Source organism: Fructilactobacillus sp. X8R4C1, assembly GCF_059900905.1.
The window spans coordinates 111606-125001 of sequence record NZ_JBWXVJ010000001.1 but is presented as its reverse complement, the minus strand read 5'-3'; the positions used below and the strand labels follow the sequence as shown (position 1 = coordinate 125001).

General features: G+C 43.8%; 12 protein-coding genes. All 12 read right to left on the bottom strand.

Annotated features, from left to right (window positions below; genetic code table 11):
- Positions 1–97: 97 nt before the first annotated feature.
- Entirely contained in the window at positions 98–265 is a 168-nt protein-coding gene (locus tag AC6UDA_RS00595) for a hypothetical protein (RefSeq protein ID WP_500695955.1), read from the bottom strand.
- Positions 266–332: 67 nt separating this feature from the next.
- Positions 333–944, bottom strand: coding sequence for a hypothetical protein (locus AC6UDA_RS00590; RefSeq protein ID WP_500707986.1), 612 nt, complete (start codon positions 942–944; stop codon positions 333–335).
- A gap of 14 nt (positions 945–958) precedes the next feature.
- Complete coding sequence (locus AC6UDA_RS00585; RefSeq protein WP_500707984.1) at positions 959–2287, bottom strand: MFS transporter; 1329 nt, start codon at positions 2285–2287, stop codon at positions 959–961.
- A 62-nt stretch (positions 2288–2349) separates the two neighbouring features.
- A complete protein-coding gene (dnaB, locus tag AC6UDA_RS00580; protein ID WP_500695952.1) occupies positions 2350–3750 on the bottom strand; it encodes a replicative DNA helicase in 1401 nt (466 codons plus the stop codon).
- A 30-nt stretch (positions 3751–3780) separates the two neighbouring features.
- On the bottom strand, positions 3781–4233 hold the full coding sequence (gene rplI, locus AC6UDA_RS00575) for a 50S ribosomal protein L9 (protein WP_500710382.1): 453 nt from the start codon (positions 4231–4233) through the stop codon (positions 3781–3783).
- Positions 4234–4284: 51 nt separating this feature from the next.
- Positions 4285–6306 carry a DHH family phosphoesterase gene (locus AC6UDA_RS00570; protein ID WP_500695951.1) on the bottom strand — a complete coding sequence of 674 codons (2022 nt, stop codon included), beginning with the start codon at positions 6304–6306 and terminating at the stop codon, positions 4285–4287.
- A gap of 110 nt (positions 6307–6416) precedes the next feature.
- Entirely contained in the window at positions 6417–6653 is a 237-nt protein-coding gene (gene rpsR / locus AC6UDA_RS00565) for a 30S ribosomal protein S18 (RefSeq protein WP_010022194.1), read from the bottom strand.
- Positions 6654–6691: 38 nt separating this feature from the next.
- Positions 6692–7201: a single-stranded DNA-binding protein gene (gene ssb / locus AC6UDA_RS00560; protein ID WP_500694199.1), complete on the bottom strand. Its 510-nt coding sequence runs from the start codon at positions 7199–7201 to the stop codon at positions 6692–6694.
- 24 nt (positions 7202–7225) lie between these two features.
- Complete coding sequence (gene rpsF / locus AC6UDA_RS00555) at positions 7226–7525, bottom strand: 30S ribosomal protein S6 (RefSeq protein ID WP_500694200.1); 300 nt, start codon at positions 7523–7525, stop codon at positions 7226–7228.
- A gap of 181 nt (positions 7526–7706) precedes the next feature.
- The gene (locus AC6UDA_RS00550) at positions 7707–8678 is read right to left on the bottom strand and encodes a GMP reductase (protein ID WP_500699700.1); all 972 of its coding nucleotides are present in this window, start codon (positions 8676–8678) and stop codon (positions 7707–7709) included.
- Between the two features lie 186 nt (positions 8679–8864).
- Positions 8865–11306, bottom strand: a complete 2442-nt coding sequence (gene gyrA, locus AC6UDA_RS00545) for a DNA gyrase subunit A (RefSeq protein WP_500708065.1) — start codon at positions 11304–11306, stop codon at positions 8865–8867.
- A gap of 123 nt (positions 11307–11429) precedes the next feature.
- Entirely contained in the window at positions 11430–13379 is a 1950-nt protein-coding gene (gene gyrB / locus AC6UDA_RS00540) for a DNA topoisomerase (ATP-hydrolyzing) subunit B (RefSeq protein WP_500694202.1), read from the bottom strand.
- Positions 13380–13396 lie beyond the last annotated feature (17 nt).

Genomic DNA, 13396 nt, shown 5'->3' with positions numbered 1-13396 from the left:
CATGATCATGGTTAACGCCATGATCTTTTTTTATATCATTAATTTCACTAAAAAAAGGAAAGACCATCTTCGTTAATTGCGAAGGATCCTTCCTTTTTTATTTTTTAATTGCTAAAATCTCGGTTAAAATTGCTAAAACAGCACAAAAGCCGGCCATCGCCAGACCAATCCAAATCAAGCTTTGATCCTCAATAAACGGAACGAGGATCAAAAACATTGCCGCCAAAAAGGCCAAGATTAACGATAGGACATGTTGCTTCTTCACGCTTAACACCTCTAATCCTTGAACACCATGGGATTACATCAATTGTTTCACGTGGAACAATTATCATTTAAAACAGTGAAACCTGTTGATAGGCAACTTCATCTAATTCTTTCAACTGATTAATCACAACTTGGACACCTTTGGTGGTAAAAGCCGCGTTTACGTATAGTTTATCCGCTCCACATGGTTGAGGCAAGTTAAAATGACCAATTTTTGGTACCATTAAATGCTTTTTCACACTCAAGTCACTGGGGCTATTATTTCCCTTGAGCCATTTGATGGTGTAGTGATGGGCTCTTAAGAACTGGTAAAACTCACGTTTCGTCATTTCCATCCCACTTACGTGTAACTCACCGTAAACGTCATCAATTGATTTAGTGATCTGATTCTGCTTTAAACTATTTCCGTAACGCAACACGATTGGTTTTACCTGCTGCTGAATCCAGCGCATTAGTCGGTCAGCACGTGGATAATTACTAAGGGAAGCAAGACGACACGTTCCCGCCACGGTTAATTGGTTAACTCCATTTTCATCAGTCACTAGTTCACTGTCTGAAAGTGAAACGATTTTGGGCTTCAATAAATTAATTACATCTAAGTAGTCAAAATAGACGTTCAACCCATCGAAACTAACGGTCAGTGGATGCCCCCGAAAACCACCTACATCAATTACCTGCACGTTCTCACCTCCAACTAGTCTTTAATGTCGTTTAAGATCCATACTGAGATTGCCGCCAAAACCATGGTAACCGCCGCAATCGCAAAGATGTTAGCAATGGATCCAATTGCCATCACAACTAGTGGACTAGCAAGTGAAGCCACAATTTGGGGAATACAAATTTGAACGTTAAACAGTCCCATGTACACGCCAATGTACTTTCCTGGAATCTCACGGGTTACAAAAGTCAACGGGTAGACCGAAACGCCAGCCCATCCAATGCCAATCAAAATAAACGCAAGCACCTGCAAGAAAACGGTGTGGGAGAATGCTGACATCAAAAAGCCGACTCCGCCAATTACCAAACTAATTGAAAAGAGCAACTTGTACTTTCGTTGGGGAATTCTTGATAGTAAAAGTGAAAAAATAACAGCTGATAAAGCATAAACGGCCGATAAAATTCCAAATAAATTACCACCGGACTGATAACCACTGCTCATCGGATTGGTTGTGTTGAAAACGTTTTTGGCAATGATACTCGTCCCGTACATCCACATGTAGGCAAAGCCAATGTAGGCAAAAAGTTGGATAATGGATACCACCCAGAAAACGCGTGGAGCATCTTTTAAAAGCATCCACGTACTCTTTTTGGCCCGTTCATCATTCTGCTCCAGTCCATGATAGTCATTAAACTGTTTAGGGGGATACTCATTAACCTTCATGACAGTAATAAACGTACAGAAGATTAAAACAACCACCGCAACGTAGAACGAAAAAATGACTGAATTAGGAATCATCCCTTTACTAGCGGTGTTACTGACCCCGAGCTTGGTGAAAACCCACGGCGATAAACACGCTAACACACTCCCAATGTTTAAGAAAAAACTCTGAATTGAGTAAGCAAACCCACTCTGACGTTGATTAACCATGTCACCAATCAACATCTTGTAGGGTTGCACACACATATTGAACGCAATCATCAAAACCAACGTGATGACGGCGGCCAGTGAGATCGTAATGATGCTCGGCCAGCCAAAATCACCAACGTTTGGTAAAAGAAACAGGGTAACGGCGGAAGCAACGGTTCCAATAATGAGGTAGGGAATTCTTCTTCCCCATTTTGGCACCCAGGTTCGATCGGACCACGCTCCCACTAACGGTTGGACAAATAATCCCGCAATTGGGGGAATAATAAACAGAAGCCCTAAAAGACTCGGAGAAGTCCCGAGGGTCTGAAAAATTCTTCCCAGTTGCGAATTCATTAAGCCAAACGCCATTTGGACTCCAAGAATTCCAAAGGATAGAAACCAGATTGCGGCCGTGGTAAGTTTTGGCAACCCTTGTGTCTTTTCATTGTTATTCATTGAAAATCCTCTCAATCATTCTTAATTTTAATAAAAAGACCACTTACTCTGTAAGTGGCCTTTTACTGTACACCATCGTTTGAAGCGTATGAAATCGATGAAAACTTATTATACGATTTAATAAAGAGCAGTTTAACCGTTCCACGTGGACCCGAACGGTTCTTTTCGATAATAACTTCAACTTCGCCAACGTTATCATCATCATTTTCAACATCGGAACGTGGATCTTGGTCATCATCATCTGAATCGTGTTCATAATAATCCTCTCGGTATAAGAATGCAACAATGTCAGCATCCTGTTCGATTGACCCCGATTCACGGATATCAGACAGCACCGGACGCTTGTCCTGACGCTGTTCCACTCCACGCGAAAGCTGAGATAACGCAATCACTGGCACCTGTAATTCATTGGCTAGCTTTTTAAGTTGTCTGGAAATCTCAGACACTTCCTGTTGCCGGTTTTCTTTATTACCACCCTCAATTAACTGGAGGTAGTCGACCACAATCAGCCCTAAGTTCCCCGTTTGTTTTGCCAAACGACGACAGTTAGCCCGAATTCCAGCCATTTTATTGCCGGGAGTATCATCAATGTAAATGTGGGCCTTAGAAAGACTGCCCATCGCAATGACTAGATTTTGCCACTCCTCTTCGGTCAACTGACCCGTTCTAAGGTGATTGGCGTCAATGCTACCTTCGGCACACAACATTCGGTTCACTAACGATTCGGCACTCATTTCCAAACTGAAAATGGCCACCGTCTTGTCGGTCTTGGTTCCCACGTTTTGCGCAATGTTTAGCGCAAAGGCGGTTTTACCAACGGCCGGTCTGGCGGCTAGAATCATCAATTCGCCGGGATGAAGTCCGGTCGTCATCTTATCGAGCTCGTGATAACCAGTCGCAAGGCCCGTAATGTCGTCGCCACCATTTTGAGAAAGTTGGTCAATCTTTGTAAATGATTCGTTTAAAACGTCCTTGATGTTCTTAAATCCCGACTGATTACGGTCCTCAGAGACGTTCATAATGTCACGTTCGGCATTATCTAAGAGGTCTTCGACGTCTTCGGACTGTTCATATCCCTGAGTGGCAATGTTAGTAGCCGTCTGAATCAAGCGCCTGAGCACGGCCTTATTTCTTACAATTTTCGCGTAGTAGACCAAGTTAGCGGCCGTTGGCACGGCGTTGGTCAGATCAATGATGTAAGGCACACCACCAACGTCTTCCAGCTGGTCACGCTGCTTCAAAAGATCGGTCACGGTCACGGCATCAATGCCCTGATCGTCATCATTTAGATCCAACATCGCCTTAAAAATTAATTGATGCGCCCGCTTATAGAAGTCATCTGGATTCAGATATTCCATCGCGTCAACTAAACCGTCGGTACTCAGAAAAATGGAACCCAAAACGGCCTTTTCGGCCTCAATATTTTGTGGTGGCGTGTGATCATTTAAAGTATCGTTGTTCATTATCGACTCTTTTCTAACTGCAACTTACGACTATTTTTCGCTGACGTGAACCCGAATTTGAGCGGAAACCTGGGGATGGACCTTAACGGGAACATCGGTGTACCCCATGGTCTTGATTGGCTCACTTAATTCAATCTTCCGTTTATCCAATTTAATGTTGTATTGATCCAAAAGTCCCTGGGCAATCTGTTTACTGGTAATCGAACCGAACAAGCGACCGTCAGACCCAGCCTTGGCTTTCAACTCAACGACGGTTTTGTCATTTTCAAGTTCTTTTTTTAGTTTCTTGGAATCTGCTAGTTCCTCTTGCTCGTGCTCCTGTTCAACGTGTTGTTGAGCCTTTAATTCACTGATAGCCTGCTTGGTAGCTTCTTTAGCCAAGCCCTTCTTAATCAAAAAGTTGTCAGCATACCCAGATGGCATGTCCTTAACGTCGCCCCGGTTGCCCTTGCCTTTAACATCGCTTAAAAAGATTACTTTCATTTTAAATCCCTCCTTGTTTACTAATAATTTAACAGATTTAAACTAATTCTGCTATTGGTCGGTTTTATCATCGTTATTAACGATTTTATCAATGGCACCTAGCAGTGTCTTCTTAACCTCTGAAACACTTTCGTCGGGAATTTGCGTAGCTCCCGCTGATAAGTGGCCACCTCCACCAAGTGCTTCCATAATCAACTGAACGTTAATGTTACCATTACTTCGCGCCGAGATTCCAATGTTCCCGTTCGTCCGCTTAAAGACGATAAACGAGGCTTCCACTCCGTCAATCGTCAGTAGCGAATCAACGGCTTGTGCGGCAATGACCGAATCATATTCCTTATCATCTTCAGCGGTAATCAGGGCCATGTTCTCATCAATCTGTTCCATCATGGAAATCAGGTGGTTTCGGGCCATGTAATTATTGATACTTTCCTTCATAAAGTCGGCCATTTCGTCAGCGTTGGCACCGGCTGACCGCAGATAACTCGCCGCATCAAACGTTCTCGTTCCCGTTCTAATCGTAAAGGATTGGGTGTCAACCACAATCCCACTCAGCATGGCGGTCGCCTCTAACTGGTTGATTGGATCGGCGTCCTGAGACTGGTACTCAAACATCTCGGTAATCAGTTCGCAGGCTGACGAAGCGTAGGGTTCAATGTAAACCAGGATCGGATTCTCAGGAAAGTCCTCACCACGCCGGTGATGGTCGATGATGACCACGCGGTTCTTTAAGCGTTTGTAAAGATCCCCAGAAACACCCATGTCCGGTTTGGAATGATCAACCATAATCAGCAAACTGTTGTCAGTTGCCTTTTTCAACGCCTTATCTGGAGTAATAATTGACTCTTTAATGTCTGGATAATCATCAATCGCGTTTAATAACCGCTTGATGTCTGAGTGCGGTTCTTCGTCATCCATCACAATCCAACACTGCTTCCCGTTCATCTGGGCAATCCGTCTGATTCCCATGGCGGCTCCCATCGCGTCCATGTCAGGTTGAGCATGACCCTGAACGAAAATCTGATCCGATTCTTTCATTAACTCTTGTAAAGCGTGAGAAATCATCCGCGCCCGGACCCGAGTTCGTTTCTCCATTGGGTTCGTCTTTCCACCATAGTAGCGGGCTTCTTTGTCCTTGGCCTTAACGACGACCTGATCGCCACCACGACCGAGGGCTAAATCAAGGTTACTCTGAGCCTGGTCGGCTAAGTTGTTCAGGTTATTATCATCGTATGAAATCCCGATACTAAGGGTCAAAGGAAGGTTCTGTTTCGAGGTATCTTCTCGAATCACGTCTAAAATCTTAAATTTATCCGCCTCAATTTGATTCAACGCGGAAACGTACAACAGGATAAAGTAATGATCCGCATCAATTCGCTTTAGAAAAATTCCGTATTCCTGCGCCCACGAGCTCAGTTCGTTGGTGATGTAGTTTCTAAGGTTAGAGACGTCCTGGTCGCTCATTGACTGCGTAATTTCGTCAAAGTTATCCAGAAAAATCTGGCCGACCGCAATTTTACCGTTTTCGTACTTCTTTTCAATCTCAGCATAGCGGGTAATGTCCATCATGTAGACGGTGTTGTACTCTCTTTGAATCAACATATCGAACATGTGACCGCGCCAGGTGACCTCAATTGGCTTGGTCTGGTCAAGGTTTGCCTGAATGATGTCAAAGAGGTCTGGAGCAGAATGGTCAAGTGGATATCCGACCACCTCCGTACTATCAAAGTATGGCTGTAAATATGGATTAATCCACTCCACCACGTGGTTATCATCAAGGATTAAGATCCCAATCGGCATCTCAAGTAGTGACTCCTGTTGTCCGCGCATGATTTGATAGGACAAATCGTTGATGTACTTATCGGATTCTTCACCCACGCGGTTCATCGTGTTAATGGTATAGACGAGCCCCACACAAGCAATCAGTAAAAGAACGATTCCGATAAAGAAGTTGTAGAGAAAGGCAATTACTAGTCCCAAAATCAATGAAATTGCAATAAAAATCGTAATTTTTCTTAATCGTGTATTTTTTAAAAATGGCGGCAACGTCATTTGTGAAAAGAATTTCTTCATAGTAACTCCCATCTTTGCTCCATTATAGCTTCTATTTTATCACATTGAGGCAACCCAATAATCGGATAAAAAAAAGACCTAACTAAATTAGTTAAGTCTCAAATTCTTAATTAGTCACCAACTACGAATGGCATTAAGCCCATGATGCGGGCACGCTTGATCGCAATGGTCAACTTACGTTGGTTTTTAGCGCTTGTTCCGGTAACTCGACGAGGTAAAATCTTACCACGTTCTGATACGAAACGTCTTAACAAATCAACGTCTTTGTAATCAATGTATTCAATGTGATTAGCGGCGATAAAGTCAACCTTACGGCGACGATGGCCACCTCTTCTTTGTTGAGCCATGTGTAATTCCCTCCTAAAACATTAATCAAATCGTTCCATTAAAATGGAAGATCGTCATCGGAAATATCAATCTGGTCTCCAGAGTTAGCAAACGGATCCTTCGAATTGTCGTTACCTTTACTATTGTTAGGAGTGGCCTGACCACTCGTCTTTGGAGTTCCAAATGGATTTTCGCTAGGAGCGTGATTGCCACCGTTGTTAACTTGACCCTGACCATTTCCGTTCTGTGAACGTGGTTCAAGGAGAGTGAAGTTCTCAACGACTACTTCGGTAACATAAACCCGTTGACCCTGCTTGTTTTCGTAATTTCGGGTCTGAATTCGACCTTCAATTCCAACCAGGGAACCCTTATGCACGAAGTTGGCAAAGTTTTCAGCTGATTTGCGCCAAATGACACAGTTGACGAAGTCAGCTTCCCGATCACCATTTGAGTTAGTGAAACGACGGTCAACAGCTAGCGTAAAAGTACCCACTGCTGCGCCGTTTTGGGTGTATCGCAAATCAACGTCTCGTGTTAAGCGTCCAGTAAGAACTACTGTATTAATCATACTGAAAAACTCCTTTCATTCTAATTATTTGTCGTCTCTTCTTACGATCATATGACGTAAGATGTCTTTGTTAAACTTAGCAAGACGGTCAAACTCGTCTAGACCTTGGTCGTTGTCGCCTTCTTCAACGTTAACAATGTGGTAAGTACCTTCATTGTAACCGCCGATTTCGTAAGCAAGACGACGTTTTTGCCAGTCTTTTGAATCGATTACGTTTGCACCGTTATCAGTCAAGATCTTATCGAAGCGGTTGACCAAGTCAGTCTTGGCAGCATCGTCGATATCTGGTCTGATGATGTAAGTAATTTCGTATTTGTTTTCCATGAATTACACCTCCTTGTGGACTGTCGGCTCTCCAGTGATTTGGAGAGCAAGGGGAGTCAATTAAAATCTAATTAAACTCACAACGATTGATTATATCATTGATTGTTTTTTACTTCAACAGGACATTTGAGACGTTGACTTGCGATACATGATTAAATACGAAGCTTTTTTAAATCTTTTTTTAATCACCATTATAAATTGAATTTTTTACGACCACGTAATCAACTTTTCTAATGGCATCAATGTCTTTTCCACCAGCATAAGAAATTGATGACTGCAAATCTTCTTGCATCTCCCGTAAGGTGTCGTAGATGCTGCCCTTAAACGGAACCAGCAACTTCTTACCCTCGACGTTCTTGTAAGCACCCTTTTGAAATTGCGATGCGGAACCAAAGTACTCTTTGTATTCCTTACCGTCTTTTTCAACGTTTTTACCGGGCGACTCTTCGTGGCCCGCAAACATCGATCCAATCATGCACATTGTAGCACCAAAGCGAATTGATTTCGCAATATCACCATCGGTCCGAATCCCACCGTCAGCGATGATGGGCTTTCTGGCACCCTTCGCACAATACCGAATGGCAGCTAATTGCCATCCTCCCGTTCCAAAGCCGGTCTTAATCTTGGTAATGCAGGCTTTCCCGGGTCCAATTCCAACCTTGGTAGCGTCCGCTCCGGCATTTTCAAGTGCCCGCACGGCTTCTGGCGTTCCAACGTTTCCAGCAATCAGGAAAGTGTCAGGCATCTGTTCTTTGACGAATTTAATCATATTGATAACCGAGTCCGAGTATCCGTGAGCAATGTCAATCGTAACGTATTCAGGAAGCTGGTTGGCTTTGACCAACTCTTTAATGAAGTCATACTCGCCAGGCTTGACCCCAATGCTGATAGAGGCAAAGACCCCGTCAGCGTGCATCTTTTTAACAAAATCAAGTCGTTTCTCAGGTTGAAAACGGTGCATGACGTAAAAATAACCGTTTTTTGCAAGGCTTTCGGCTAAATCAGCATTAATGACCGTTTGCATGTTGGCGGGTACGACCGGAATCTTGAACTTACGGCCACCAAATTCCACGGAAGTATCACACTCACTTCTAGAATTGACCACACACTTATTCGGAATCAGTTGAATATCTTCGTAATCAAACACGTCCATCTTCATAACTCTCCTTGATTATTTTACGAACTATTTTGTCAAATTTAGTTTAAATGTTTCAAACACAACCAATATCATAATCGAATTGCACCATTTAATCAATATGAAAGTGCCAATTTACGAATGTTAACCATAAATTTAGGCAAAAAAATAGCACTACCGTTAACGTAGTGTTATTTTTAACCATTATTCTTCGGATTGATCAGTAGATGAAGCTGGTTCATTGACCTTTGATTCGTTTTCTTCATCCTTTGCAACGACTGCCATCGTAGCAACCTTAGCATTATCGTCGACTCGGATTAAATGAACTCCAAGGGTGGCACGGCCGGTTTCAGAAACGTTATTAACCGCAAACCGAATCATAACACCCATGTTAGTGATTAACATGATGTCTTCATCACCAGTCACGGTACTTAATCCCACTAGGGGACCATTTTTCTTAGTAACGTTTGACGTCTTGATTCCTTTACCACCGCGACCCTTGATCGGGTAGTCGGAAGCTTTCGTGCGTTTCCCATATCCATTTTCAGAAATGACAAACACGTCACTGTCACGTGTCAAGATGGCCGCTCCAACCACATAGTCATTTGGTCTGAGTCGAACTCCTCTCACTCCTGAAGCCGAACGTCCCATAGAGCGAACGTCATCAGCTCTAAAGCTAACGGCGTATCCCAAATGAGTTCCAATGATCATGTTGTCGCCGTTATCCACGATGGATACGCCAATCACTTCATCATTATCGTGTAAGTGAATGGCCTTTAAACCATTCTTTCGAATGTTCAAGAAGTCAGAGACTGGGGTTCGTTTAACCGTTCCCAGTTTCGTTGTAAAGAACAGGTACTTGTCCTCGTCATTATGCTGGGACGAAATACTGATAACCGTTTGAATCTTCTCATTTTGACCCAAGTTTAAGAGGTTAACAATTGGAATTCCCTTCGCGGATCGTCCGTACTCTGGGACTTCGTAAGCTTTCATACTATAAACTTTGCCAGCGTTCGTGAAGAACAAGAGTCGATCATGGGTTGCCGTTGACAGGAGATGTTCAATGAAATCGTCCTTATTGACACCCATTCCTTGAATTCCACGACCTCCACGATTTTGGGCCTTGAACTCGTCGGTTGGTAGTCGTTTAATGTAACCGTTGTGGGTCAAAGTAATTACGACGTTTTCCTCTTCAATTAAATCTTCGTCCTCAATACTGGTAATTTCACCAACCAGTAATTCGGTCCGCCGTTTGTCACCAAACTTCTTCTGAATCTCAAGGAGTTCATCGTAAATAATGCCGTTGATCCGATCTCGACTGTTTAAAATGTCTTTGTAATCTTTAATGTTAGCCAGTAATTTATTATGCTCGTCGGTAATCTTGCCACGTTCCAGTCCGGTTAATCGAACCAGCCGCATGTCTAAGATGGCCTGCGCTTGCTTGTCGTCTAAATCAAAATTGCTAATCAGTTCGTTTTTGGCGATATCGCCAGTCGCGGAATTACGAATAATCTTGATGACGGCGTCAATGTTGTCAAGAGCAACCAGTAACCCTTCCAGAATGTGAGCTCGAGCCTGAGCCTTACGTAAGTCAAACTTCGTTCTTCTGGTAATAACTTCCACCTGATACTCCAGGTAGTACTGCAGAATTTGTTTCAGACTCAAGACTTTCGGCGCACCATCAACGATGGCTAGCATGTTGAAACTAAAGGAGGTTTGCATCAGGGTTAACTTGTACAAATTGTTCAAGATAACTTCAGCTGAAGCATCCCGTTTGACATCAATCACAACCCGCATCCCGTCCTTATCGGACTCATCGTTAATGGCGGTAATACCTTCAATTCGTTTGTCCCTTACTAGTTCAGCAATCCGTTCGATTAACTTAGCCTTGTTGACCATGTACGGCAATTCAGTCGCAATAATGCGCTGTTTGCCGTTTTTTTGTTCCTCAATGTCAACCTTAGCCCGAACAATGATACTACCACGACCCGTTTCGTAGGCTCTTCTGATTCCAGATTTACCCATGACCACTCCCCCAGTAGGGAAGTCAGGTCCGGGCAGAGCTTCCATCAGATCATTGGTGGTAGCGTCTGGATTTCTCATCAAAATGTGAATTGCACTAATTACTTCGCTTAAATTGTGAGGTGGAATGTTAGTGGCCATTCCAACCGCAATCCCAGAAGCTCCATTTAAAAGGAGGTTCGGAATTCTAGCCGGTAAGACCACTGGTTCACGTTCGGTGCCATCGTAGTTGGGCTGAAAATCAACGGTGTCCTTGTTGATGTCTCGCAACATTTCCATCGCAATCTTGGAGAGTCGTACCTCGGTGTAACGCATGGCAGCGGCACCATCACCATCGACGGAACCAAAGTTTCCGTGTCCGTCAACTAACATGTAACGATAACTAAATTCCTGAGCCATTCGAACCATGGCCTCATACACGGAACTGTCACCGTGAGGATGAAACTTTCCTAGAACATCCCCAACAATTCGCGCGGATTTCTTGTAAGGCTTATCCGGTGTAACTCCTAGTTCGTGCATATCGTACAGGATTCGACGATGAACCGGTTTTAAGCCGTCACGAACGTCAGGAAGCGCACGGGACACAATCACACTCATTGCATAATCCAAGAATGATGATCTCATCTTCTTCGATAATTCAATGTTTTGAACTCGACTTGGTTTATTATTTTCTTCATTTACCAAGAGATTTTGCCTCCATTCCTTGTTAAATCAGTCAATTAACCTAATTGTTTCACGTGAAACAATTTATACATCTAGGTTTTCAACAAAGGTTGCGTTGTCTTCAATAAACTTCCGTCTTGGAGCCACCTTTTCACCCATTAACATGGTGAAGGCTTCTTGAGCAGCCGAAGCATCATCAGAAGTAACCCTTAGAAGCCGACGATGATCTGGATTCATGGTGGTGTCCCACAACTGCGAGGCATCCATTTCGCCTAAACCTTTGTATCGTTGAATTTGTGGTTTTGGTGAAGCCGGAAGTTGGGCTAACAACTCCTGAAGTTCCTCATCAGAATCAACGTATCGTTGGAATTTGTTTCCCTGACGAACTCGGTACAACGGTGGCTGGGCAATGTAGACGTATCCAGCATCAATCATTGGACGCATGTAGTTATAAATTAAGGTTAGAAGCAAAATCTGAATGTGGGCCCCATCAACATCGGCATCGGTCATGATGATTAACTTGTGGTAGTTAACCTTACTAATGTCGAAGTCACTGCCAAAGCCAGTCCCCATCGCGGTAAACAAAGAACGAATTTCTTCGTTAGCCAGAATTTTTTCCATCGTGGCCTTTTCAACGTTTAAAATCTTGCCACGAATTGGCAGGATGGCCTGCGTCAGTCTAGAACGACCCTGTTTAGCAGAACCACCAGCCGAATCACCTTCGACAATGAACAATTCGGAGACTTTCGGGTCCTTACTGGTGTTGTTAGCCAACTTCCCGGGTAAACTGTTGATTTCAAGTCCGCTTCGTTTTCTGGTTACTTCACGAGCTCTTTTTGCTGCGGCTCGCGCTTTAGAGGCCACGGAACCCTTTTCAACAATCTGTTCCGCGATCTGAGGATGTTCCATCATGAACTTGGAAAATTCCTGACCAAAAATGTGATTCGTAGCGGTTCTCGCATCAGAGTTACCAAGTTTGGTCTTGGTCTGCCCCTCAAATTGAGGATCGGGATGCTTAACCGAAACGACCGCGGTCATTCCTTCTCGAACATCGTCACCAGAAAGGTTTGGCTCGCTATCCTTAATTAAATTGTTATTTCTCCCATAGTTATTAATAATTCGGGTCAAAGCTTGCTTAAACCCTTCTTCGTGGGTTCCACCCTCATAGGTATTGATGTTATTAGTAAACGTCAAAAGGGTACTGTGATAATCATTCGTATACTGAATTGAAACTTCGACCGTGATGCCATTTTCCTGACCCTCAATGTAGATGGGATCCTTGAAGATTGGAGTGCGACCCCGATCGAGGAATTCAACGTAGTGCCGAATTCCACCTTCGTAGAAGAAATCGTGTTCCACGGGTTTTTCGGGGCGATCATCTCTAATTGTGATTCTTAACCCCTTGTTTAAAAAGGCCAGTTCTCTGACACGCGTGGTCAAAGTCTTCATGTTAAAGGTCGTGGTCTCGGTAAAGATGTCTGGATCGGGAACAAAGTGAACCTTAGTTCCGTGAGCATCCCTGGGTGCGTCCCCAATGACCTTCATTGGCGTCTTGACGTGACCCCTTTCAAAATCCATGTAGTACCGCTTGCCACCTTTAGTAACAACAACGTCCAGTTCCTTTGACAAGGCGTTTACCACTGAGGCTCCAACTCCGTGAAGTCCACCGGAAACTTTGTATCCGCCACCACCGAATTTACCACCAGCGTGGAGGATGGTGAAGACGGTTTCTAGTGCCGACTTACCGGTATCTTTTTGGGTGTCGACGGGAATCCCACGACCGTTATCAACGACCGTAATACTGTTATCCTTTTCCACGGTAACGTTGATTTCGTCAGCAAAACCCGCCAACGCTTCGTCAATTCCGTTATCGATAATTTCCCAAACTAAGTGATGGAGTCCCTGTTCGTTAGTGGCTCCAATGTACATTCCAGGACGTTTTCTGACCGCTTCTAGTCCCTTTAGGACTTGGATTTGACTAGCGTCGTACTCCCCGGCCCGTTCTCTTTTTGCTTCTTTTTCTTGATCAGTCACTACAATTCCTCCTCAAC

Coding starts and splice junctions, on each gene's coding strand:
- AC6UDA_RS00585 (WP_500707984.1), bottom strand. CDS start 2,287: ATGAATAACAATGAAAAGACACAAGGGTTGCCAAAACTTACCACGGCC.
- dnaB (WP_500695952.1), bottom strand. CDS start 3,750: ATGAACAACGATACTTTAAATGATCACACGCCACCACAAAATATTGAG.
- rplI (WP_500710382.1), bottom strand. CDS start 4,233: ATGAAAGTAATCTTTTTAAGCGATGTTAAAGGCAAGGGCAACCGGGGC.
- AC6UDA_RS00570 (WP_500695951.1), bottom strand. CDS start 6,306: ATGAAGAAATTCTTTTCACAAATGACGTTGCCGCCATTTTTAAAAAAT.
- rpsR (WP_010022194.1), bottom strand. CDS start 6,653: ATGGCTCAACAAAGAAGAGGTGGCCATCGTCGCCGTAAGGTTGACTTT.
- ssb (WP_500694199.1), bottom strand. CDS start 7,201: ATGATTAATACAGTAGTTCTTACTGGACGCTTAACACGAGACGTTGAT.
- rpsF (WP_500694200.1), bottom strand. CDS start 7,525: ATGGAAAACAAATACGAAATTACTTACATCATCAGACCAGATATCGAC.
- AC6UDA_RS00550 (WP_500699700.1), bottom strand. CDS start 8,678: ATGGACGTGTTTGATTACGAAGATATTCAACTGATTCCGAATAAGTGT.
- gyrA (WP_500708065.1), bottom strand. CDS start 11,306: ATGAGATCATCATTCTTGGATTATGCAATGAGTGTGATTGTGTCCCGT.